The organism is Shewanella sp. DNRA4 (genome assembly GCF_012843185.1).
In the GTDB taxonomy this organism is placed as follows: domain Bacteria; phylum Pseudomonadota; class Gammaproteobacteria; order Enterobacterales; family Shewanellaceae; genus Shewanella; species Shewanella xiamenensis.
In genome coordinates this window covers 1-24,825 of sequence record NZ_JABAIP010000001.1, presented here as the reverse complement: position 1 = coordinate 24,825, position 24,825 = coordinate 1, and the positions used below count along the sequence as shown (strand labels likewise).

Below are 24,825 nucleotides of genomic sequence, written 5' to 3'. Positions count from 1 at the left end.
TTGTATTTGTTTTATAAGTTGTTCTCAAGCTTAAAAGGAAGCGATCTCACCCACGCGGCTATCGGCATATTCCTGACGCCGTTTTTCCATCCTCGACTGATACAAACTACTATCTGCACAGCGCAGCCACTCATGGGGTTCGGCTACGTCGGTATTCATCGCGATGCCAAAACTAAAATGACAATCCTTTAAGCCTTCAGCTGCGACTTGCGCAGTTAATTCTCGCAAACTATTCACTAAATTTGTCACGCTACTCGCAGGCAGAATAACGACAAACTCATCGCCACTAATACGGTAGATTTTGAGTTGAGCAATATTGGTCGCTTGCAAAAATTGCACAAGTCTTTGTAGTAAACGATCCCCTTCTTGATGTCCCAAGGTATCATTTACCATCTTGAGATTGTCGACATTCAGCAGCACCAACGCCATAGGGTTAACCACCTTATTGGAAAAGGCCAATTGAGAATTCATAAACTCATCAAAGGCATAACGGTTACCGACTCGCGTTAAGCCATCAAGCCTTGCTTTTTCCCAAGCGATCCCTAACTCTTCGATATGCGCCTTACGTTCTTCAGAAAGGAGTTTAAGTTTATTAGCCAAGGCAAGAGATAACAGTAAGGCATCTACAGTGCCGCCGAGCAAAGTAGCAAATTCAGCATGCTCAATAAAATCAGGAGTAATCCCCATATTGCCCGGTAAAATAATCACCGCAGGCAACAGCAAACAACTAAAGGCCATGATGAAATAGCGCGCTGGGGCAAAGCCTTTCATCAAACACACATTGCCGCAGGTAATCGCCAACGCTATCCACAACATAATGAGTACAGAGGCAATAATCGCGGTATAGGACAATAACCAAATACTGGTAGGCAAGGCTAAAACACAAGCAACTAATAAGTACTGGCTCAGCCGCCACAATCGGGGCGAATAGCTAGGCAACTGCAAAAAGTGCTTGTAGAACATAATATTAAATATCGGCAAACTGATAAAAAACAGATGATGTAGTTCTAATTGATGATAGTTAAACAAGTGAGCGGGTAAATGGAATGTTAATGCCCAACCTCCAAAATAGGCCAATACATAAAGGCCATAATATAAGAAGGCTTTATCAAAAATAGATATATAAATCAGTATATTATATAAAGCGATAAACAGTAATCCCCCTAAACAAATCAGTATCGCCATGGCCACACGGTCGTTGGTTAACTGATGCACCTCTTCTGACGTTAAAGCCAGCTCTGGGGCGGAGGAATAATAGCGGCTACTCAGTCGAGTCACCAACCAATAATCAGTCCCAATATTCAGTTGAACCTTGCGACCGTAATCGAATAAAAATTCATAGGGTGCATAGTAACCACTGTGGGCCGTTTGCACTGAGCCATCACTACCAAGTAACCAATAATCGACCGATTCAACAATAGAATTACTGGCATCGACTACCCAACGAGTTTGACGGCTATTAACCATCACTGGAGACACCATCCAATAGTCGCCACCAGCCAGACTCACAGAGCTAGCTTCTTTGAGTAGGCTCATCCATTGAGTTACCTCATTAAAATCGGCAGGCGGGAGCTGCTTATCTTCTGCATGGAATAAATAAGGGGAGTCCAACGCAATTTCAGCGCTAAGGGCAAATGGACTAAATGTCCAAAACAGCAACAAAAAGCACCAGAAATTATGCACGTTAGTTTTGCTCATTGGTATCTTGGTTTATATACCCGCGTTTAGTTCGACGCAGAAAATCAATTTAGAATGTTAACTTTATGACTACATTTTATTTTTTACAATTGATTAGACTAAATTAGTCGGCAATTGGATGCCTTATGATGATATTTTAGTCGTTAACTTATAGAACCACACTTTAGCCTCAATATCAGTCGTTAACATGGATACCTATGGCACCTTTATTGATGATTTTAGTGGCACAATTGTTGATAGCCAGCGGTAACCTATTGGTTAAGTTGCTTGAAACTAATGCGCCAGTGTTTCAACTTGTACTTTACCGGCAATTATTTGCCACACTTTTGGTACTGCCCTTTGTCTGGCGTTTACAGGGCAATCTCAAGTTAAGTCCCTTTTACAAAGTGCACTTAAGCCGAGCGCTATTAATTGGTTTAGGCAATGCTATCTTTATGCTAGCTGTATTGCATCTGCCACTCGCAACAGTCACCGCAGTCATTTATACCTCGCCATTATTACTGCTGTTATTGTCCGCGTTCTTTTTACATGAGCGCATAGGCTATCGCCGAACAGTAGCAGGCATCATTGGTTTTACAGGCATATTACTGATAAGCCAACCAACCGAATTTAATCTCTACATTGGCTTAGCCTTTTTTGGGGCCATGACTTCGGCAACAAATAGCTTGATTTTGAAGGCATACTCAACCCACGAGCATCCCTTTTCAACACTCTTTTGGTCTAATGCCTTTGCGATGGTTTTTCTGATACCGGCAACTTGGTACGAGGGCGCAGATTTTAATCTCCCCGTCGCTCAAGTCGGCTTAACCTTAGGCGTGTTTTATATCGGCATGACCTACCTGATTATCCATGCCTATCGACGAGCAGATGCGAGCCAAATGGCACCAGTGGAATACACAGGCCTTATTTTTGCCGCATTGTTTGGTTGGTGGTTTTTAGATGAAACCCTTAGCATTGTGGTGTGTATTGGCATTGGACTGGTGCTCTTCTCCTCCATCCTGCCAAGCTACAGCGAGCTCAAAGCTAAATGGAAAAGCCGGCAAAGGTAACCTTGGCCGGCTTTAAATTCGAGGCGACACATTTAGGTCGCCAATTTACTGGTTCGATTAGAAGCGGAATTTACCGCCGATGTACGCACCATCGTCAAAGGTAAAATCACGAGCATTATCGTATTCAAAGGCAATTTTACGATAACCAACGTACAGCGCCATATTCGGGTTGATGTTGTATTGCACTTTAGAATCCAATTCATACTGACCATCGACATTACCGAAAGACAATACCGATGGCGCGTAGTAAGCGGCAGCATGTATAGAAATATTTGGCCCTAAGGCTAACGCATAGCGACCACCGACAGACACAGTACTGCCATTTGGCGCATCGTCTGCCCATAATTGGCTTAACTTAGCGCCCACTTCAAAATGATGCACTCCCGCATCGTGGGTCATGTGCATTGCACCTTGAGCAATATGACCACTATCGTCTGAATAAATATATCCTAATACTGCATTAGTATCTTTATTCACTTGCAGCTCTAACTCAGTAGAAACGACATCGTTGTTTAAGCCAAGATTAAATTCTGACGCATTCACTTGCAGCGCGGCTGCACTCAATAATAAGACACTTGCTACTCTGAATTTAGCCATAAAAACACCTCAATAATGACTGTGGGTAATAGCGCGGATCATACCGAATAAAAAAAGAAAATCTGCATATTTAGGATTTTGGTGCCGATATTTTTGAATTTAAAACCAAATAAAAACCTGCATTAAACATCATAAAAACCTAAATAAAACAATTTTCACACATTAAGGTGCTGGTATACGATTTCCCACTAAGGTTTGCATCGTTCCTTCAATATCAATCTCATCACATAAGGTTAAGTAATACCACCCAACGGTATTCCCTGTTCCTCGAATACTTAAATAGTTACGCCAAAAGTGAAATCCGGCCTTGAGTAAATTCACTCTGCTGGCGTTGTTTTCATCTCGAATAGTGGCAAATAACAGGGCGATTCCCTGTGCTTTAGCCACTTCAATCCGCATAAGGGTAAGTCCTTGGGCGATGCCTCGGCGGCGATATAAAGGCGAGACCACCAGATAACCGAGTTCCCCTACCGGGCCAGAACCGGCCTTAATCGCTGCGCAGCCGACTATCTCGCCTTCGAGAGTCTTCGCCAATATCACGGCGCGGGACAGAGCAAAAGCCTGATGGTCGAGGGGATGCGCGTTGTCATCACGCAGGTCAATTAATGCAGCCGCAGCCGCTAATTCGGTCGCGTTTTGACAAAGAACAAATTGAATATCGTTTTGATTCATACAAATGAGTTAAACAACCAAATCCACTTAAAGATAAAGTATCGTCGCCATACCGAGGAAAGTGAAAAAGCCCACCACATCGGTCACAGTGGTTAAAATCACCGAGCCAGAGAGCGCCGCATCTTGGTTAAATCGCTGCAAGACCATAGGCACAATAACCCCAGCTAAAGCCGCGACCGCCATATTGATTAAAATCGCACAACCTATCACTATGCCTATGGTGCTGTCGGCAAACCACCAGCCCGCCACCAGTCCAATAACAATCGCCCACAGAGTGCCATTGACTAAACCAATCCCTAACTCGTTCTTCATTAACGAGAATAAGTTACCCGCAGAGATCTGCCCCATCGCCATACCGCGGATCATCAAGGTGAGCGACTGACTCCCCGCAATCCCGCCCATGGACGCCACTATCGGCATAAGTACCGCAAGTGCAACCACTTGAGATAAGACGTTTTCAAACAATCCAATGGTTGCCGAGGCCAAAAATGCGGTGAGTAAGTTAATCCCTAACCACACGGCGCGGCGCTGCGCACCTTTGATGATCGGGGCGAATAAGTCGTCGGACTCATCCATACCCGCGGTCGCCATTAATTGCGCTTCGTAATGTTCACGCACTAAGGCAGTCGCAGCCCTCAGGGTGACACGGCCAATCAGCTCCCCGGCCTCATCGATCACAGGTAACTCAATTTCGCGGCTATGTTCTATCGCCTCGGCGGCATCGAGTAGCGTCGTATCCGCAGTTAATGCACGACTGTCTTCCGATAACAGTGAAATCAGCGGCTCAGAGGGATCATGCTTGAAAATATCATAACGTCTGACCGTACCTAGGTATTTATCCGCCTCATCGACAATAAATAAGTTGTCGTTACAGTCGAGTTCAATTCGCCTGAAAAACCGCTGCGCCTGAGCCACAGTCGCCTTATCGCTGAGCACTAACATTTGATGATCGGTATAACGACCAATTTCGTTTTCCGAATATTGGTCATACAACTCGAAACGCTGCCGCTGACGTTCACCCATCTGCGCCAAGGCTCGGTCGGTAAAACTTTCGGGGAGATAATCACTCCACTCAATCAAATCCTCAGGACTTAGCTGCGCGAATAGCAGATCCACCTCATTGTCGGGCATCTGCTTTAGGATACCCATACGCGGATCGGCACGCATTAAACTCAGCACTGTCACACGGTCACTAAACTCAACCTGTTGCCAACGCTCGTAACGCTCGTCTAAGGGTAAAGACTCCAGTGCTAATGCAATAGTACCAGGCTCTGCTTCATTTAAGATTTCACTGAACACTTCAGCCTGTTCTTCACCTTCAACTTCAGTGAGTTGCTGAACAACCTGCCCGACATCGGCCTGTGTGTTTGTTTCGTATTCGGCTTCATGTTCAGTCACATAAACGCCCTTCTGCTGAGATAAAAATTAGCGTAACTATATTGATATTGAAGAAGATTGGCAAACACACAAAATAAATTGCACACAAATTGATTGATAACAACTTAACTATTATTTATGCTAACCATCACACCTAAGGAGGTAATGATGACATCGACTATCTATAGCCACAGCGCAAACGACATTCAAGGCAATCCAACGGCACTGGCACAATATCAAGGCAAAGTAATTTTAATTGTAAATACCGCCAGTGAGTGCGGTTTTACACCACAGTACAAAGGCTTAGAGGCGCTTTATCAAAAATATAAAGCACAAGGATTTGTGGTTTTAGGCTTCCCATGCAATCAGTTTGGTGCCCAAGAAAAAGCCGATGAGAAAGGCATCCAAAGCTTTTGTGAACTCAACTTTGGCGTGAGTTTTCCCCTATTTTCAAAAATCGAAGTAAACGGTGAGCATACTCACCCTTTATATCAGTATCTTAAAAAAGCAGCGCCAGGCCTATTAGGCACAGAACGCATTAAGTGGAATTTCACTAAATTCTTAGTTAATCGTCAGGGAGAAGTGGTCGCTCGCTTTGCGCCAACCACAAAACCAGAAGACATTAGCGACAAAATAGAAACGCTTTTAAAGTAATCAGCGAGCTATCCCGTTGAAACTTTACTATTAAATAAAAAAGTTAAGTTATTTTTTATTTTCGATGGAACTTTAACCCTATAAGCCCCTCAAACATATTGAACAGCGAATGTCTTTTTCATGTTCATCATTCTCCCAGGGGCTTCTAGCGCGGCCCCCTTGACCTAGGAAGAGGTCACTAGGCAACCAATTGGTTGCCTTTTTTTATGTCTATGTTTTATTTGTAAAATAAATGTAGTCACCCACTGACTTCTATATTTAGCATGTCGGCATGGTCGAAAATAATTTCAAAAATTTTTAGCCGCAAACTGAACTTTATGAAAAGGCCTTAGTCTGAGTATATGTAAGGATTAACAAATCCGCTTTAATGCACAATTGATTGCTAAATGAAAAGTTTAGCAAAGGATTAAATGGATAAAACATGCCGTTTAATTCAATGGAACAGTTTCAAGTTATTGCATAGAGTCGAATTGGTTGGTCGTTCATCATCATCTCCCTTTTGGGAAGCAATCGAATACACGCTAGCGCACTGAATTCCTTTGTCTCCTAGCTTGATTTTCTTATGGCAACCTTTGGTTGCCATTTTTTTTATCTGTTTTTACGAGTTAAACATCCTATCTAACTGCACTTGAATGGATGGGTGATAACCTGCGCGTGCGCTTGCATAAATCTGTTGTAACTCAGCATGATAACCCGCAATCTTTAACTCAGCGTAAAGCGGACGGACAAACTTGCCGCGGCCAATACGCTGTAAATAAGCGCTTAAAGCGGGCAGCACGGGATCGTAATGATTGCGGATAGCGACCCTAAACCAATCGCAGGCAATTTCGGCATTGGTCGACTCGGTTAACTTAAAGGTATCGTCCAAATCCATTAATTGCACCTGAGACAAGACTTCAGGCAATTGGGTCAAAAAGTATTGCCAGTGATGGACACGCCAGCCTTGCACCTTAAGCTCACTAGCCGCTTTGCCCTTTAGAAAGTCCTCCAAGGCACTATCGACCTTATCTAAACTTCGCGATGTGGGCCCCACATAACCTTGAGGTAGCCCTTCGCCATAAATCCATTCCAGCAATTCGGCTTCGCTTATCTTATCGGAATAGGCTTCAACTAAAGCGACTTTGGCGTATTTGACAAACTCTTCAGTGGTGATTGCCTTAAAAGCAAAGTGCTGCACATAGGCAAACAGAAACTTATCGAATTCGGTGCGGCCAAGTCGATGCTCTAATTCATGGACGAACATCGACGCCTTATCATAGGTAAAGCGGTTAAAGGCCAGGTTAGGATCGGCCTGTTGTACATTGGCGGGTAGCGTTTGCCTATGGCGCGGTAAAACGGCCATTTCTTCTTTTAGTCGACCAAATTCAATAACCCATTCTAGCTCAGCCTGCTCCTTGCCATAGACTTCCTCGACAATTCGATTGGTGAAATAGGTCGTAAAACCTTCATTTAACCAGAGATCACGCCATGTGGCATTGCTCACCAAATTGCCCGTCCACGAGTGTGCCAACTCATGGGCAACCGTTGACACAAGGCTCTTATCTCCCGCAATCAAGGTTGGAGTTAAAAAAGCTAAACGGGGATTTTCCATGCCACCAAAGGGAAAGCTCGGTGGCAAGATGATCATGTCATAACGCCCCCAGGCATAGGGGCCTAATAGCGATTGCGCCACATCTAGCATATGTTCGGTATCGGCAAACTCAGTTGCTGCGGCGGCCAACATGCAAGGTTCTGTATACACGCCACTGCGCGGGCCTATGGCTTGAAATGCCAAATCGCCTACTGCTAATGCCAGCAAATGGGTTGGGATGGCTTTTTCCATCTCAAACGTAAATATCCCTTCAAGCGGTGTATCTGGATGGTTCATCGCACTCATCACTGCACGCATTCCCTTGGGCACTTGGACTTTCGCATCGAAGGTTATCCGCGCCTTTGGCGTATCCTGCAAGGGGATCCAACTGCGGGCATTAATGGGCTGAGATTGACTAAAGAGATAAGGTAACTGTTTGCCGGCCGTTTGCTCAGGCATGAGCCACTGCAACCCTTCAGCTTCTGGCGAGGTGCGATAGTGAATACAGACTCGCTCACACTTTTCAGCGGGTAGCTGGATCACCAATTTCTGCCCGAGGATTTCATTTGGCACTTCAAGCACAAACTCAAGGGGCTCTTGAGTATCAGTAGTGACCGATAAAATATGTAAATCACGGCTATCGAGCCATAACTCGCTAGTCTGTGGTTCAAAGTAGCGAAGTGACAGAACCGCTTCCCCGAGCAAAGTGCGAATCGCAAAGTCGATTTTCAACGCGAGGGATAAGTGCGTGACCTGCACTTGGTCGCTATTGGCAAAGGAATGGTAATCCCGAGTTAAATCCCATGCTGCGGGAGCGATTGGCATTTGCTGACTTTCTGATGACATCACTTAGCTAACCTGTGAACGGTAAATTATCTAATCATATTATCGGACGCAGATTTACCGACGCGCAATCGAATAAACTGTCCTCGCATCAGCATTTTGTAACAATGCTTGAATCCAAGTTTTGCCATAATCGACTTTAGTTAACTCATAAAAATAAAATTTACATATTTTTCAATGCATAAAGAAAAATAGTAAAAATATTTTCAAAAATTTTCTATTTTGGCTGAACTAATTTCGCGCCCTTGAGTCAGATATTATGAACCGAATCTTTGCAATGAGTTTCTTCGTTCATCATCATTCTCCTTTCGATGGTTTCTAGCGCGACCGTCCCCAGATTCCGAATTGGAATTTACAGCAACCTAATTAGGTTGCTTTTTTTATGCCTATTTTCAGTCGTAAGCGCCAGCTAGTAATCACCTAGCATGATAACCCCATACTGACGCTGGTGGTTTAAGTCCCCAAAACAAAAAGGGCCTCCGAAGAGACCCTTAACGTTTAGCGATTTAGCATTATAGGCGGATGCCTAACTGTTCTAAATCTTTAGCAACTACGCTCTTAGGCAGAGTCACATAACCGTCTTTTTCTACCACTTGCTGACCTTGCTTAGACAGCACGTAACGGATGAATTCTTTTTCCATTGGTGCTAAGTCTTTGTTTGGTTGCTTGTTCACGTATACATATAAGTAACGTGATAATGGGTAAGTACCGTTAGCGGCGTTTTCTGCAGTCGCTTCGATAAACTCGTTACCTTTCTTCGCAATGGCAACGGCTTTCACGCCAGCAGTTTTGTAACCGATACCTGAGTAACCGATAGCGTTCAGTGATTGAGACACTGACTGAACTACAGAAGCAGAACCTGGTTGTTCGTTTACGTTGGCCTTGAAGTCACCTTTACACAGAGCGTGCTCTTTAAAGTAACCGTAAGTACCAGATACTGAGTTACGGCCGTATAACTGTACGTCTTTAGCTGACCAGTTACCGTCAAGGCCTAAATCGCCCCAACGTTGGATGTCGCTGCTACCACATTTGTGAGTAGAAGAGAAAATACCGTCAACTTGCTCGACAGTTAAGCCTTTAATTGGGTTATCTTTGTGTACGAACACCGCTAAAGCGTCAATCGCAACACGAACAGCAGTTGGCTTGTAACCGTAGTGTTTTTCGAAGGCTTCTTCTTCATTAGGCTTCATCTTGCGGCTCATTGGGCCGAATTGTGAAGTACCTTCAGTTAATGCTGGTGGCGCAGTAGAAGAACCAGCTGCTTGAATTTGGATATTTACGTTAGGGTACATCTGTTTAAATTCTTCAGCCCACAGTGTCATCATATTGGCTAAAGTATCTGAACCTACAGAGGAAAGGTTGCCCGATACCCCACTTGCTTTCTCGTAAGTTGGCAGAGATTGATCAACAGATGCCATTGCAGTGGCAGAGAATACACCAGCGGCAGTAAGAGTCATCGCGCCGACAAGCTTTTTCAGTTTCATTATGTGCTCCAGTAATAAGCTAACTAATTTGTAACTTAAGTTTCTTCAGACGCAGCCAGTATCAATCGCTACAATGACAATTCTATGTCTAAGATATGACACTTAGATGACAAAACACCTTTTTATAAAAAATCCGCCGATTCAAACCCGATAAAAAACAAAACAGGCCATAATGGCCTGTTTTTAATATAAAAAATAACGTTACAGTAAATAGCAATTATTTTTTACGTTCAATCAAATGCTGCGGGATCACAAAGCTGAAAGTGCTACCCTTTCCTAATTCACTGCTGATATTAAGCTCACTGTGATGATGACTTAACGCATGTTTCACAATGGCTAAACCAAGGCCGCTGCCCCCCGTTTGCCGTGAGCGCGCGCTGTCAACTCGATAAAAACGCTCGGTTAAGCGATTGATATGCTGCGGTGCAATCCCTTCCCCGGTATCTGTCACACTGAAGAGACCGCCAGTAGCAACGCTAAGCCACTGCACCGTAATCTTGCCACCAGGTTCAGTGTAACGAATCGCATTCGAAATCAGGTTAGAGCAAGCACTTCTAAGCTGTAACTCATTGCCATGGGAATCTAACCCCGACTCACAATGGAAACTTAACTCATATTTATCCTGCGCTAATGCTTTAGCTTCTTCCTTTAAGACTTCCATTAGCTGCGACATATTAACCGTATTCTCAAGATTAATATCCACCGCATCTTCGATACGCGATAACACCAGTAATTGTTCGACCATCGACTGCATTCGCCGCGTCTGCTGCTGCATTAAGGCTAAGGGCTTAGCGTTCATCGAATCGGGTTCCGCCATGCTTTGCATCATCTCTAAATAGCCCTGCAATACAGTGAGCGGGGTTTTGAGTTCGTGTGACACATTGGCGACAAATTCTTTACGCATGCCTTCGAGTTGTCTTATCCGTGTAATATCGCGGGCAATCAACAGTAACTGCCGATCGCCATAGGCCATGATACGAATTTCGAGTAAACGCCGCTCCGATACTGGCGAAGCCAGCTCTAAGGGTTCCTTATATTCAGCCGCTTTGATATAGGCAGAAAAATCGGGATGACGAATTAAATTATCGATTCGTTGACCATTATCCTGTGGCCAAACGAATCCCAACATCAGCTGAGCTAATTTATTACACCATAAGATATTATGCTCTGAGTCGAGCACGACTGCTGCATCGGGTAAGGCTTCAGCGCCTTGACGGAAACGCCCAAGTAGAGCTGCCAATTGACCGACTCGGCGACGATTTTTACCTTGCAGGCGGTAAATACCATTAAATACGCCTTCCCAACTGCCAGTACCTTGGGGAGGCGTTAATTTTCTATCTCGCCATAACCAAAAATTAAGTCGTGCTAACTGACGGTAATGCCAGAACACTAGCCCTAGCAATCCAATGATCAGTATCCAGAGGGGTTTCCCTACCAATAAACCAATGAGCAAACAAAGCAGTAAAAATACGGCTAAGCGCGTAAACAACCGGTACCCTGAATAAGAGTCGAACATAAATAAACCCAAACATCAGGCTAAATAAGAGGAGCACAAGATAGCCGAAAAGCTAACCTGTGCCTATCTCTTATTTGGCACTAACTACGTGTTGAGAAACGATAACCCGCACCACGAACCGTTTGAATGAGACGATCATGGCCCGACTCTTCAACCGCTTTACGTAAACGACGGATATGAACATCTACGGTTCGGTCTTCGACATATACGTTTGTGCCCCACACATTATCAAGCAGCTGTTCGCGGCTATAGACACGTTCTGGGTGTGTCATAAAAAAGTGTAACAATCGAAATTCTGTGGGTCCCATATCGAGTACAGTATCACCAACACTCACCCTGTGACTCACGGGGTCGAGTAACAATCCTTGTACGTCAATCGTTTCTTCAAGACGGGTAGGCGCGCTACGGCGTAGCACCGCTTTGATACGTGCCACCAACTCCTTGGGTGAGAAAGGTTTAGTGATATAGTCATCGGCGCCCACTTCGAGGCCCTTAACCTTATCTTCCTCTTCTCCACGGGCGGTGAGCATAATAATGGGGATCTGACGGGTAAACTCATCCTGCTTGAGGCGTTTAGCCAATTGAATACCGCTTCCTCCAGGAAACATCCAATCCAACAAAATCAGATCGGGGTAAGGCTCCTTTAGCAGCGCAATGGCCGAATCAAAATCTTCTGCCGCAGAGGTAGTAAACCCATGCTGTTCCATTACAAAAGTCAGCATCTCGCGGATGGCTAACTCGTCTTCTACTATCAATATCCTTGCAGTCATAGGTGATTTTCTGTCAGTGAATGTCAACACGGCTATTATTAGTCATTTTTATTACAGATTTATGAATAAGTGTGCCGTACAAGCTATATAGTAGCGATGATTGTCATATTAAGTTTATATAACTGTTTGTTTATCGCAATAAAAAAGGAAGCCGAAGCTTCCTTAATTCAATCTTAATACTGAGATTAGAACTTGTGTTCTAAACCAACAACGATGTATTTATCATCATCTGTATTCGCTTCTAAAGAGCGATTGGTATAGAAAGCAAACACTTTAGTCGGCTTGCCTAAGCTGTAATCCGCACCCACTGACCATGAATCACCTAAGTCTTCCATGTCTTGATATTGTGCTTTTAATGTCACAGCATTGATATCATAAGCAGCACTTAACAGGTAGCCAGTCGCACTGTCTGCAGACACCTCAACTGGTTCGCCCGTTGTTGCATTGTATTTGTACGTTTGTTCCTGCTGCTGATACATACCACCCAATGTGATGCCTGCTAACTTGGTTTGTAAGCTAGCGCGCACGATTTCATATCCAGACACATCAGAATCGTAGGCAAGGGCTGCATAGACAGCGGTTTTCTTTAACTTAGCGTCACCATACATGGCGGCAGCACTGAAACCATCTTGAGCAAATTGACTTTTAACATCATTACCTTCCGCAACATAAGTGACACCAAACACAAAGTCACCAAAAGAAGGGGTTAAGTAAGTTGCCGTTTGCGCAGCACGAACTTCACCTTTAAACAATTTAGCTAGGTCACCAGAATTCATAAAGTCATTGAATTGGTCAACACCACCCTGAGAAATCTTCAGCAAAGTATCGTTACGACCAACAGAGAACGAACCAAAGTCGCCTTTTAAACCAACAAACTGATTACGCGCAGTAAAGTTGTCGCTTGATGCATTGCCAGTATCTACTTGATACTCAACAGTATAGAAAGCGGTAAGTGAACTTGATAATTCGAAATCACCCTTCACACCAAAACGAGAAGCATTACTTTGAATAGTTGTTGTAGCGTCACCATTCTCATCGTTTGATTGAGCGGTAACATTCAACTTACCATAAACAGTCAGTGGCTCAGCGGCATAAGCAGAAGCCAGAGTTGCAGAAGCTAGCGCAGAAGCAAGTAGAGTTTTACAAAAAACGTTCATCATTTAATCCTTTCGACGTTATGTTCGTCTTGGTTATTGGTTTGGAACGACCGAAAGTTTGCAATGAATCTGTTTCAGTTTTATTTCAATTGTGACAACTTAGGACTACCACCATAAAACCGCACCACCTACAAAAGACAAAAACCATTAACACCAAGGGTTATAGCTGAGTTTTTCTCAATGTTACATTTTGATGAATTCTGCAACCAAGGCAAAATTTAACGATTTCAGGTAGGTTTACCCCGCCGCAACTATGCCGTAAACTGCGACTTTATTTTTCCAATGAGCGCATCTTATGTGGTTTAAAAATCTTACTCTTTATCGTTTCAATAAACCTTTTTCCATCGAGACAGAAGCACTTGAAACCGCACTTGCCGATTTCACATTTTCCCCGTGCGGCAGCCAAGACGTCAGCAAATTTGGGTTTTCCAATGCCTTAGGTAAACAGGGCAGCACCTTAGTGCACAGCGCCAACAATCGTCATCTAATCTGTGTCACTAAAGAAGAAAAAATTCTTCCTGGTCAAGTAATTAAAGAATCATTAGAAGAAAAAGTGGCACAAATTGAAGACGAAGAAAATCGTAAACTCGCCAAAAAAGAAAAAGATGTGCTAAAAGATGAAATCATCACTAGCCTATTGCCACGCGCTTTTTCGCGCCGCAGCCAAACACGCGCACTGATTTTACCTGAGCTAGAAATGATCCTCGTCGACAGCTCAAGTGCCACTAAGGCAGAAGAATTATTAGCCTTATTACGCAAGGCCTTAGGTAGCTTGCCAGTGATCCCATTAAGCTTTAAAGCACCGATTGAAACCCAATTAACTGAATGGCTTAAAAATGGCAGCGCCCCCTTACCTTTTGAAATACAAGATGAAGCTGAGCTGAAATCTGCCGCAGATGAAGGCGGCATAGTACGCTTTAAGCAGCAAGATCTAAAAGAAGACGAAGTACTTGCCCACTTAGAAACCGGCAAAGAAGTGCATAAGCTCGCCCTGCACTTTGGCCAATCGATTGCGCTATTGCTGCAATCCGATGCCAGTGTGAAACGCTTAAAATTCTCCGAAGAATTTAGAGCGGGTAATGATGAGTTGGGTAATGAAGATCCGATGGCGCGCCTCGATGCTGACTTTGCCTTAATGGGCAGTGAATTAGTCGCACTAATGCACGCCCTGGTTTCTGCATTGGGTGGCATTGAAGAGACTCAAGCTTAACGCTTAAAACGCTGATCGTATTTGGCCAAGGCTCCTTCCTAGCCAGTATTAGAAAAGTAAAAGGCGCCGCAGTTGACTCAGTTCACTGCGACGCCTTTTTAGTCTCTATGACGGAAGTAACACATTGGTAGTGATTCGAATAAGCCAACCTAAAGCCCACTCACTAAAATCGCAAACAAATTAACTTTTCGTCAGCAACTCACCCTTATTATCAAACGGCCAATCAATGCCCAGCCAGGCCTTGAAGAAGGCTTTTTGCTGTTTAGTCGCCTTCACATCGCCTTTGAGCACTAGCTTGCCGCTTTGTTTCTCACCTAAGGTTAAGACCACTTGCTTAATTTTATCGTTGTTAAATAAGGTGATTTCGACCTTATCACCTACTTTAAAGTCTTTGATACGCTTATCAAATCCTTGAGAGGTCACCTTTAAGCCATTAAGCGCGATAATCTCATCTCCCGCCGCGATACCAGCCTGCCAGGCGGGGCTATTACGCAATACTTGGGCAAGTACCAAAGAGCCATATTCGCTGCTTAAAGTCATGCCAGTGAAAGGCTCAGCTTTAGCGTCTTTACCGTAGGACATCACTAATCCCGCCTGAGACAACAGGCTTGAAAACTCAAGGCTCAGTGGACTATTCACATGACTTTGCCACCATGGGCCATAGTCCTTACCCGATAAGTCCTTCAGAATTTGCTGCACATCGGCCACAGTGTACCCCTTAGGAACGCGGTAATCCTGATAGAGTTTACGGTGCACATCGCGATACGAGTGGATGAGGTTCGAGTCCGTCAGCAGAGAGAAATCCAGCGCCAGTGAGGCTAAATAACCTTCGGAGTAAATATTCACACTGTGGTTAATCGCATAATCGCCGCCCGTACTGCTCCACTCGCCTAAACTTGCCTCGGCAACCGATTGAATTTCGCGCCCAGGTGTCAGCTCGCTTTTTTCGATACGTTTGGCTAAGTCTTCTAAAAATTCTTTTGGCGTCATCACTCCTGCACGCAGCAGTAACTGACCTTGGAAATAACTAGTTGATCCCTCGGCAATCCATAACAGTTCAGTGATATTTTCATGCTGATAATCGTAGGGAACAAGACCCGCGGGGCGATAAGCTTTAACGTTCCAAGTATGGATAAACTCATGGGACGCCGTGCTAATAAATCGCAGGTAATCCTTACGCTCACGAAAACTAAACCGTGGTAGTTGGATAACCGTCGAGTTTAAGTGCTCGGTCGCGCCGCCCGCACCGCTGGTGGCATGCACCATATAAACATAACGATCAAAAGGATAATCATCCCAGATCGCTTTGGCTTGGCCACTCAATGCGGTTAAGTCTTTCACCACCTTATCGGCATCGTAGTTGCCTTCACCCCAAAACACTAATTCATAGTCTTTGCCATTAGTACTAAATTTTTTGTGAGTACTCACCCCTGTTTCAATGGGGGAGTCAATTAGCACATCATAATTAGGTGCAATAAAGGAATGCGCCATTTTGCCTGACGACATGCCCGAATAACTCTGCCAGTTTTCGGGCACGGTTAATTGCACAGCTACCGGGTCTTCTCGAAATTGCGGGCTATACATTAATACGCCACTGGCATCGAGATAAGCATGGCTTGAATCAATATGACGCACGCGCTGGCCTAATTCATTGGCGTAAAGTTGATAACTCACGGTTACATTGGTTGGATTATCTAAGGCAATTTTCCACTCGCCACTAGCACTGCGTTTCCATGGGAGTGGATTGCCCTTACTGTCTTTTGCCGTGAATAAACGCACGCCATCAGAGAGTGGTAACACTTGGTATTTACCCGTACGCCACACAGGAAGATTAACCGTTAACTCACCTGCTTTAGCTTCGGGAAACGTTACACTCACCTGTGCAAGATGATGTTGGGGTTGGCTTAAATCAATTTTGTAATCCACATCGGCAAATACGTTAGCCGACCCTAATACACTTAATGCCAAAATAGATAATCTATTGGGTTTCACTCTGACTTCCTTCCGTCTTCTGTTATTATGCTTCTTATATTTTTTCCAAGTATAACAAGTCGATGTAGCATCCTCATTAGGCGCTAACAAAAGCTAACAAAATAAGTTCCTTGACTTAGGGAATATAGGGCCACCTACACATGCATAAACTCATTGTTATTTTCGTGACCTTGTTAATATCTATTTCTTTTCAAACATTGGCGGTCGATCTTGAGGCTGAAGAAATAGAATTGCGTGAAACGCCACAAAAAATGTATGACAGGCTTAATCAGTCGATTTCTTTTCCAATCACCTTTAAGAACCGTGAACAATTCGAACGAGCAGCCCAAGAACAGGGCTACAGCAGTGATGAGTTTGAGCACATACTGCAACTCCTCGCACGGTTAAATCTGGAACCCAATGTCAAAACCAAGGTGGGTTTTCAAGACGCAAACAACTTAATCGAACTTCTGGCAAGCATAGCGCAAACGCCCTTCGAGCTAGCCACTGTCGCCATGCTAAAGGGGCGCTATATCGGCCGCACCGAACAAAAATACCAAGAAGCGATCGCTTTTTATAACGAAGCACTGACACAGATCAGCGAAAGCGTTGATATTGAGTCTATGCTGCTAAAACATACCATCCATGAACATTTAGGTGGCCTGCACTTGGTTATTCGCCAAGATGTACCTGCACTAATGCATTTTCACACTTATCGCGATATTGCTTATAAGCTCAGAAACGACTACCTCATCGCGGCGGCCGAATCGAAACTAGGGCACTACTATAATAAAAATCAACAACTAACCAAATCCTTGCAACATTATAGTGAAGCGATTCGACTATCAAATCGCTCCAATTATCCGTCAATGAAAACGCATCTTCAGTTACAACTCGCTAAGGTGTATCGTGATTTAAAACAATGGGATGAAGCGTTAAAAAATGCCCACGAAGCCGCAGCAGGATTTAAAAAGCTAGGAAACGATACTTATCTTTCCAGCTGTATGACAGTTATTGCCATGGTGTATGGTGAGCAAGGGGATTGGAACCGCGCCATTGACTACTACCTTAATGCTCAGCAACTCGATGCTAAACGCGGTAATTACATCGCTCAAGGGCTTAATTTCCACAATTTAGGTCAAGCTTACTCGCATCTTAATGATGATGTGAATGCACTTAAGTATTTGTTGATGGCTAATAAAATATTCACTGAAAAACAAAGCCATCATTACTTGGTCTATAACGAATTACTGATTGGTGAAATTGCTCAAGGCAAGCAAGATTGGCCGTTGATGATGGGGCATGCTGAAAACGCTTTAGCGTTGGCGACAGACTTAAATCTACCAGAGGAGCAAAAATCAGCACTGACACAAATCGCCCTTTCGGCAGAAAAACAGCAAGATCAAGCCAAAGTGATCAACACACAAAAAAAGATTATTGAGTTAAACAACTCATTAAAAGACACCGCTAAAGATCCTGGCGTCACTGCTTCAGTCCTTGCTGAACAGCAGCTCAAGTTAGAACTCAATATGATTCAAAGCAAGTTAAATGATGCCATTCAAACCGCTAAGGATACTAATCAATTCCTGGCATTTAGTGGTCTTATCATAACCTTGTTGGTGATAGCAGTTATCTTCTTACTAAATCAACGACGCAAGAGCAAACAGCAAAACGCATCGCTGCTTCAATTAAGCTTAGAAGAACCTTTTACCCATCATAAGGGATATGCTGCACTATTAAACGATCTGACGCTAAACCCGCCTAGCTCTCAAACCACTGCGCTAGCTTTAATTGAATTTCGCGACCATATATCGACTGACCTCAATCACGGCCAATATTTTGCCAATACTATGACCCGTCAGCTCACAAACCATATTAGCCATAGTCTGTTTATGCCCGTCTATGTGATCCGCCAAGGCTTATTTGCGGTCAGGTTTACTGAGGCCGTAGAACCACAGCAAGTGTTAACACAACTTCAACAGCAATTCGATAAACAAGCATTTACGCCTAGTTTCAATCTCGGCTTTATCAATTTGCCCCTGCTTGCCAAAGCGGAGATTAACATTGCCCCCAAATTGCTGTTTGAAACCGTGCAAATGGCACTCGCTGGCGCACGAAGTTTGCCAAATGACACTTGCTATTATGTGAGTCTCAGAGCATTAGATTTTGTGCCACCGACACTGTTTGCCGACCCGCTGTTTTTGCACTTAGAGAAAGGTATTGAACGCGGCCTGATCCGAGTCGAGACGAATGCGATAAAGGAAGATATTGTATGGCCTTGCTGGGAAAATAACCAAAATCGGCATTTGTTAGAAAATATTTGATCAATATCGACAATTAATCACTATCGTACAAGCAAAGCAATTTGCACTCTACGACCATTGTTATAACATTAGAAGCATATGAGTTAAACGCTAATCTGGACAGAGGACGTCTTGCTTGTTAGCCCTGCAGAGTTAGGAAAATACTCCGGATGAAGGATTCCAACGCGACTGTTACACAACTTGCATTACTTCAACAGAAACTTCATTCGGCAAAACTTGCCCTCGATGAAGTCAATGAAGATAGAAATGCTAAGTTACAAACTTTACTCCAATTTATTGGTCATTTAAGTCTTGCCTGTAAAGGTCAAAACTTAGAATTGGATAATAAGCTTGCCAAACTTCGCCATAACTTAAATACCTTTGAGCGAGTCGATGAAGCCCTACCTGAATTGGTCGATGTTGAACGCCTATTAAAAGGCCAATACCACCACGTAATGGTACAACTTGAAGAAAGTCGCGCAGGGCTTGCACAGGTCGTCCGCCAAATTCAACGGGTTAACTCTGTACCAGAAAAGCTCAAAAAAGAAATTAACTACTTTAAGCAAGATCTCGCTAAACCGTTCCATACGGTGTGGGAGTACATTCCTAAAGTAAAACAAATTATCGGCTTCTACGACACCATCCTACAGCAACAGTTTAATGAAACTGAAAAGTTAGATGTGTTACCAAAGCACAGACAACTCGCCCATGAGTTGGCACAAATGATCTCGGAAATTGAATTCCGTAAAGATCAACGCGATCAAGTGCTTGTCATTAAAGAAATGTTAGCATCCGATATTGAAATCGATAATTTACTGGAGGCTTATCAAACGATTTTATCCCTGCTGCTCGATAATATTGCACGGGAAAAATCCGCCTCTCAGGAATTTCTCTACGCCTTAAACGATGCCTTAGCAGCAGTGCGGGAAGTCGTTAGTGAATCCTATAATCACAACCAGCGTAGTTTCCAACTCAAAACCCAGCTTAATCGTGAAATCAATTCTCGAGTCGATAATGTGGGTGAAGCCATTATCGATACCGACGATATTGTCGACCTCAAAGCACGTTTAACCGAACAGCTCAATTCGATTCGCTCCGCCCTCGCCCGCAAAGAAGCCTTAGAACAACGGGAGCAAGCCTTATTGCGTAAATCGATGGAAACCATGCGCAAAGAGCTTAACGAGCTTAGCAATGAGGCCAATACCTACAAAGAACGACTTTTCGAACAACAAAAGCTCAATCTGCTGGACAGCCTAACTCAATTACCTAACCGTGCCGCCCTAGAAGAGCGCATGGAGCTTGAGTATCGCAATTACCAACGTCATAAATCTCCACTATGGATTGCGATTGCAGATATCGATCACTTTAAGAGTATCAATGACAGTTTTGGCCACAGTACCGGGGACAAAACCCTACAGGTCATCGCCATGGCATTAAAAAATTCTTTACGGGATACCGAGTTTGTCGCCCGCTACGGCGGTGAAGAATTTGTGCTCATTTTGCCAGATATTGACGATAACGATATCGCTCAACTTTTAAACAGAGTTAGAGAAAAAGTAAAAAATATTCCATTTAAATTTAAAAATCAGCGAATTACAGTTACAGTATCTATAGGGGCTGCACGAGTCATGGGCAATGAGCTCATACACGAAACCTTTGAGCGCGCCGATGCAGCACTCTACAAAGCAAAACATGAAAGCAGAGACAGGGTCGTGATTGACGTATAACTAAGTCAGACTATACGTCGCTTCTTATCACTCCTGTCGATACGAAGGAGTGGTAAATGATAGTAAAAGTCAGCCCTAAGGGCAGCATGGATCAGCTTTCACAACTTGAAGTTGATCGCCTCAAAAAAAGCGCCAAAAGCGCCCTATATCAACTGTATCGTAACTGCTCACTCGCGGTACTCGCCGCGGGTTTAAAAACCGACAATTCTAAAGCACTATTCGAGCAATATCACGACTTCGACATCAATGTACTGCAACGTGAACGCGGGGTTAAGCTCGAGCTTATCAATCCACCGGAACAAGCCTTTGTTGATGGCCAAATTATCACAGGGATCCAAGAGCATTTGTTTTCGGTGCTCAGAGATATTCTCTACATCAGCGACAAATACGACACCCTCAAACATATCAATTTAACAAATGCTAGCCACATTACTAACGTCGTGTTTGATATTTTGCGTAATGCCCGCGCCATTGCGCCCATGAAAGATCCTAATGTAGTGGTCTGCTGGGGCGGACACAGCATTAATGCCATCGAATACCAATATACCCGTGAAGTCGGTTATCAACTCGGTCTAAGGGAATTAGATATTTGCACTGGTTGCGGCCCTGGCGCAATGGAAGGCCCGATGAAGGGCGCAGCGATTGGTCACTCTAAACAACGGATTAAAAATGCTCGTTATATTGGCCTCACAGAGCCGAGTATTATCGCCGCAGAGCCGCCTAACCAAATCGTTAACGAGTTGGTGATCTTGCCCGATATCGAAAAACGCCTAGAAGCGTTTGTACGCTTAGGTCACGGCATTATTATCTTCCCCGGCGGTGCGGGTACAGCCGAAGAACTGCTGTATATACTGGGAATTTTGCTCAATAAAGAAAACCAACAAACGCCCTTCCCACTGGTATTAACTGGCCCCAGCGAAAGCGCAGATTATTTTATTAAAATTGATGAGTTTATCGCTGCAACCTTAGGGCCTGAAGCGCAGCAAAAATACCAAATCATTATTGATAATCCTGCCGAAGTCGCTCGGGTGATGAAGCAAGGCATGGAGCAAGTGAAAAACCATCGCCGTGCCACAGGAGATGCTTACCAATATCAATGGGGGCTAAAAATTGAGCCAGAATTTCAACTGCCCTTCACTCCCACCCATGAGGTAATGGCAAACTTAAATTTACATTTTCAAACCAACAAAGCGGAGCTTGCCGCCAACCTGCGCAAAGCCTTTTCGGGTATCGTAGCGGGTAATGTAAAATCCGACACCATCAAACAAATTGAGCAATTAGGTCCCTTCCACATTAAAGGGGATCCGCATTTAATGGAGTTGATGGACAATTTGCTGGGGGCCTTTGTCGCCCAGCATAGGATGAAACTGCCGGGAAGCGCTTATGTTCCCTGCTATCAAATCGTGAAGTAAAACAAAAACCGCCAATGAATAAGTTTTTAATTATCGATGGTCTCAACTTAGTCCGCCGGATTTATGCGGCGATCCCAGATGAGAACGATATGGACAGTTTAACGGAGCGTGTGAGTGTCGCCTGCACTAAACTGCTGCGCATTCACCACCCAACCCATGTCGCTATCGTCTGGGATGGGGATGAGATCTCTTGGCGTAAACAGCTCTACCCTGATTATAAAAAGGGCCGTAAACCTATGCCTGAGCCACTGGCGGCGGGCTTAACGGCATTGCAAGAACACCTTAACAGTTTACAAATCCAATCAATTTATGCCGCTGCTGAGGCCGATGATGTTATCGCCACCCTTGCAATGAAAACCGCCAAAGCCCAAGGTGAAGCCATTATTGTGTCGACGGATAAAGGTTTTAGCCAACTCAATCATCCGCGGATCAGCCAGTGGGATCACTTTAATCAGCAATATCTCAACATCGCTGAGCTTGAACAAAAACTGGGAGTCGATCGCAGCCAATTTCTCGATTTAATGGCTCTTGCGGGTGATAGCGGCAATAAAATCCCCGGTATCGCAGGTATTGGCCCTAAATCGGCCGCCGAGTTACTCCGAACCTTTAGAACCTTAGCGACACTGTTTTCCTCGTTGTCCAATCTCGGCGCCAAACAAGCGAAAAAGTTAGCAGAAGGCCGAGATATTGCGCGCCTCAGTTATAAGTTAGCCCAACTACAAACCGATTTACCCTTAAACATCAACTTAAAAGATTTTCGGGTCAATAGCCCTATTCATACGCCACCCGTCGACTAGCGCCTCTTGTTAACACTAAGTTGCAATAAAGCCGTTTACCTCAGGTCATCAAAGGCGTATTTTATTCATTTGCCAAATAACACATTGGATATGCAAAGGAATTAGATTCAATGAAATCAAAAACCTCGGTTATTATTGGTAGCATATTTGCCGCCTATGTCGCCTTCGTCGCCGTAGTGGTGCTCGTATATGAGCCCACTCCAGATGAAATGGATTGGGAAGATAGGCAAGTCTATAACAGCCAGAAATTAAACGATTTAACACTCGGGCAAGATATTTCCACCGTCAAAACCCTATTTGGTAAGGCCGATTTTACAGAGGCCAAATCCCTTAAGGATAGCCAGCTACAAGTGCTCTTTTATCGTACTCACCATGAAAAATCCGATGGCGTGACCAGCAAAGAAGAATGCACCCCGCTGATTTTTAAAGACAATAAACTCGTGGCCTGGGGCGATGATACCTATAAACAGTATCTCGAAGCTGGCACAGATATTGTTAGCCGCACCGCCAAAGAGGTCGAAAGCTCAAGCAAAAATTGATTTTGCTCTGATATCACCATCATCCCTAAGCTAAATATCCAAAGCTTATTAAGCTATCCCCAAAATGGCAGTGTAAATCAATACATTGCCATTGATGTTCCAGAACTGCTTGAAAGCGAGATAACTTTATCGTCAGGTGTGCAGGATGAATTGTCATTTACCCTGTGACACGCCACCCTTTAATTTAATAAAAACCGTCTCTGAGGCTCGACTAAAACCTAGATGTTTTAAAAGGTCACAGGTACAACAATGCCAATCCTAACTATCCCTCTAGCGGTTGTTCAGCTAAAAAGTAATTGCCCTAAAGCAAGATAGCTTGATCATTAGGTGTACTGAGTGAATTGTCATTGTTTCCCCTGTGACACGCCATAAACTCATCCCTGAGGGCTCGACGGCGGCATCCATGCCGCCAACGGTCACAGTTGCAACAATGGCAATTTTGACGACCATTAAACTGTTCATCTGGCTAACAGCTTTTGTCCCAAAACAACTCTGATCTTTAGCTCTACAAAGTCTTAGTTGTTCGTTTACCGATACTTTTGCTAATGATTGCAGATATTCTGGGGAATTAATGAGCATTACCGGTTACTCTTCCCCCATAAGATCATCGAACATTAGATGTTAAAGCCATTGATTAAAAACACAAATGTATAACTTTAACCTGTTAAGTTGGCGAAAAAACATATAGGATTTAATTATTTATTGATAGGAAAGTATATGCATGAGTTTTTAGCTTGGTTTACAAGCCCTCCAGGGGCGACAATTGCTTGGTTTTGCACAGTTGTTGGTTTCATTTTTTCGCTGTCACAACGAAACGAAAAGAAGAAAATTAAAGTTCAGTGTGAAAGCTATCAAGCCATTAACAATGAATTCAAGGTTAAGTGCGACAAGCTAGAAGCGAATAACTACGAACTACAACAGCAGATTATTAGCATCAAAAACAACAGCACTCATGACAACCAACAAGATGTCAAGCAAGAAGGTACTACCAACATCAATACAGGTGTATTAAATGGTAACTTCAATCTCAATCAATGAGATAGGTAAAGTAAAGGTATGACAGGAACGTTAGTTCAAATCCATGAGCTGAACGGTGACTTCAATAACGCGGAGCCACCAGAGTCTAGGGTTGACTCGATCATCAATGACGTCATTAGCGAGCTCGCACAAGTTCAAGTTACTATAGACATCAAGGATCGTACATTCCCCTCTAAAGTATCTAAGAAAATCCAACATAATCAGTTGAGGAACAATAGAAGCATTGTTCTAAAGTACAAGAGCTATTCATCACATATTGAGTCTGCGTATGGTACGGTTGAAAAGAACGTTGTTAATGGTAAACAAACGGCTTTGCTGATTCTTCATGATATGTATGAAAAAAAGGGCTATCCACTTAGCACGACCAAGCACTATATATTGTGGTTATCGATTTTTAATTGATTGGTACGTTATCGGCTTAGAACGCACTGCTTGCTCAAG

Annotated in this window: 21 protein-coding genes; 10 read left to right on the top strand and 11 right to left on the bottom strand. The window is 43.8% G+C overall.

Features of this window, described 5'->3' with window-relative positions:
- Positions 1–30: 30 nt before the first annotated feature.
- Positions 31–1,698, bottom strand: coding sequence for a GGDEF domain-containing protein (locus tag HG547_RS00105; RefSeq protein WP_169546526.1), 1,668 nt, complete (start codon positions 1,696–1,698; stop codon positions 31–33).
- 197 nt (positions 1,699–1,895) lie between these two features.
- Here HG547_RS00105 and HG547_RS00100 point away from each other — a divergent pair, with 197 nt between their 5' ends.
- Positions 1,896–2,747: a DMT family transporter gene (locus tag HG547_RS00100; protein ID WP_169546525.1), complete on the top strand. Its 852-nt coding sequence runs from the start codon at positions 1,896–1,898 to the stop codon at positions 2,745–2,747.
- Positions 2,748–2,804: 57 nt separating this feature from the next.
- Here HG547_RS00100 and HG547_RS00095 read toward each other — a convergent pair whose 3' ends face one another.
- The 3 genes from HG547_RS00095 to HG547_RS00085 all read right to left on the bottom strand — a co-directional run bounded on the left by HG547_RS00095 (position 2,805) and on the right by HG547_RS00085 (position 5,414).
- On the bottom strand, positions 2,805–3,344 hold the full coding sequence (locus HG547_RS00095) for a YfaZ family protein (RefSeq protein WP_169546524.1): 540 nt from the start codon (positions 3,342–3,344) through the stop codon (positions 2,805–2,807).
- 162 nt (positions 3,345–3,506) lie between these two features.
- The gene (locus tag HG547_RS00090; RefSeq protein ID WP_169546523.1) at positions 3,507–4,016 is read right to left on the bottom strand and encodes a GNAT family N-acetyltransferase; all 510 of its coding nucleotides are present in this window, start codon (positions 4,014–4,016) and stop codon (positions 3,507–3,509) included.
- A 27-nt stretch (positions 4,017–4,043) separates the two neighbouring features.
- On the bottom strand, positions 4,044–5,414 hold the full coding sequence (locus HG547_RS00085; protein ID WP_088585845.1) for a magnesium transporter: 1,371 nt from the start codon (positions 5,412–5,414) through the stop codon (positions 4,044–4,046).
- A 147-nt stretch (positions 5,415–5,561) separates the two neighbouring features.
- Here HG547_RS00085 and HG547_RS00080 point away from each other — a divergent pair, with 147 nt between their 5' ends.
- Positions 5,562–6,047 carry a glutathione peroxidase gene (locus HG547_RS00080; RefSeq protein WP_037425797.1) on the top strand — a complete coding sequence of 162 codons (486 nt, stop codon included), beginning with the start codon at positions 5,562–5,564 and terminating at the stop codon, positions 6,045–6,047.
- A 598-nt stretch (positions 6,048–6,645) separates the two neighbouring features.
- Here the strand turns inward: HG547_RS00080 and HG547_RS00075 are convergent.
- From HG547_RS00075 to HG547_RS00055, 5 genes are all read right to left on the bottom strand, one after another.
- A complete protein-coding gene (locus HG547_RS00075; RefSeq protein ID WP_169546522.1) occupies positions 6,646–8,463 on the bottom strand; it encodes a M1 family metallopeptidase in 1,818 nt (605 codons plus the stop codon).
- Positions 8,464–8,972: 509 nt separating this feature from the next.
- Entirely contained in the window at positions 8,973–9,944 is a 972-nt protein-coding gene (locus HG547_RS00070) for a phosphate ABC transporter substrate-binding protein PstS family protein (RefSeq protein WP_011623458.1), read from the bottom strand.
- A gap of 217 nt (positions 9,945–10,161) precedes the next feature.
- The gene (phoR, locus tag HG547_RS00065) at positions 10,162–11,460 is read right to left on the bottom strand and encodes a phosphate regulon sensor histidine kinase PhoR (protein WP_169546521.1); all 1,299 of its coding nucleotides are present in this window, start codon (positions 11,458–11,460) and stop codon (positions 10,162–10,164) included.
- Positions 11,461–11,540: 80 nt separating this feature from the next.
- On the bottom strand, positions 11,541–12,230 hold the full coding sequence (gene phoB, locus HG547_RS00060) for a phosphate regulon transcriptional regulator PhoB (RefSeq protein WP_011071727.1): 690 nt from the start codon (positions 12,228–12,230) through the stop codon (positions 11,541–11,543).
- Between the two features lie 185 nt (positions 12,231–12,415).
- Positions 12,416–13,390 (bottom strand): porin, encoded by a 975-nt coding sequence (locus tag HG547_RS00055; protein ID WP_169546520.1) that lies wholly within the window; start codon positions 13,388–13,390, stop codon positions 12,416–12,418.
- Positions 13,391–13,682: 292 nt separating this feature from the next.
- On the opposite strand from HG547_RS00055, the gene rdgC reads away from it, so the two are divergent.
- Positions 13,683–14,597, top strand: coding sequence for a recombination-associated protein RdgC (gene rdgC, locus HG547_RS00050; RefSeq protein WP_169546519.1), 915 nt, complete (start codon positions 13,683–13,685; stop codon positions 14,595–14,597).
- A 180-nt stretch (positions 14,598–14,777) separates the two neighbouring features.
- On the opposite strand, the gene HG547_RS00045 is transcribed toward rdgC, so the two are convergent.
- Positions 14,778–16,589, bottom strand: coding sequence for a PDZ domain-containing protein (locus HG547_RS00045; protein WP_169546518.1), 1,812 nt, complete (start codon positions 16,587–16,589; stop codon positions 14,778–14,780).
- Between the two features lie 140 nt (positions 16,590–16,729).
- Here HG547_RS00045 and HG547_RS00040 point away from each other — a divergent pair, with 140 nt between their 5' ends.
- From HG547_RS00040 to HG547_RS00020, 5 genes are all read left to right on the top strand, one after another.
- Positions 16,730–18,892, top strand: coding sequence for a tetratricopeptide repeat protein (locus HG547_RS00040; protein ID WP_169546517.1), 2,163 nt, complete (start codon positions 16,730–16,732; stop codon positions 18,890–18,892).
- 149 nt (positions 18,893–19,041) lie between these two features.
- Positions 19,042–20,598: a GGDEF domain-containing protein gene (locus HG547_RS00035; RefSeq protein ID WP_037416573.1), complete on the top strand. Its 1,557-nt coding sequence runs from the start codon at positions 19,042–19,044 to the stop codon at positions 20,596–20,598.
- A 56-nt stretch (positions 20,599–20,654) separates the two neighbouring features.
- A complete protein-coding gene (gene ppnN / locus HG547_RS00030) occupies positions 20,655–22,010 on the top strand; it encodes a nucleotide 5'-monophosphate nucleosidase PpnN (RefSeq protein WP_037425808.1) in 1,356 nt (451 codons plus the stop codon).
- A 14-nt stretch (positions 22,011–22,024) separates the two neighbouring features.
- Positions 22,025–22,807 (top strand): flap endonuclease Xni, encoded by a 783-nt coding sequence (gene xni, locus HG547_RS00025; protein ID WP_144375540.1) that lies wholly within the window; start codon positions 22,025–22,027, stop codon positions 22,805–22,807.
- A gap of 110 nt (positions 22,808–22,917) precedes the next feature.
- On the top strand, positions 22,918–23,346 hold the full coding sequence (locus tag HG547_RS00020) for a DUF3192 domain-containing protein (RefSeq protein WP_169546516.1): 429 nt from the start codon (positions 22,918–22,920) through the stop codon (positions 23,344–23,346).
- 285 nt (positions 23,347–23,631) lie between these two features.
- Here HG547_RS00020 and HG547_RS00015 read toward each other — a convergent pair whose 3' ends face one another.
- On the bottom strand, positions 23,632–23,808 hold the full coding sequence (locus HG547_RS00015; protein WP_169546514.1) for a hypothetical protein: 177 nt from the start codon (positions 23,806–23,808) through the stop codon (positions 23,632–23,634).
- Between the two features lie 255 nt (positions 23,809–24,063).
- Here HG547_RS00015 and HG547_RS00010 point away from each other — a divergent pair, with 255 nt between their 5' ends.
- Complete coding sequence (locus tag HG547_RS00010) at positions 24,064–24,384, top strand: hypothetical protein (RefSeq protein ID WP_169546515.1); 321 nt, start codon at positions 24,064–24,066, stop codon at positions 24,382–24,384.
- A gap of 18 nt (positions 24,385–24,402) precedes the next feature.
- Entirely contained in the window at positions 24,403–24,786 is a 384-nt protein-coding gene (locus tag HG547_RS00005) for a hypothetical protein (protein WP_248278666.1), read from the top strand.
- Positions 24,787–24,825 lie beyond the last annotated feature (39 nt).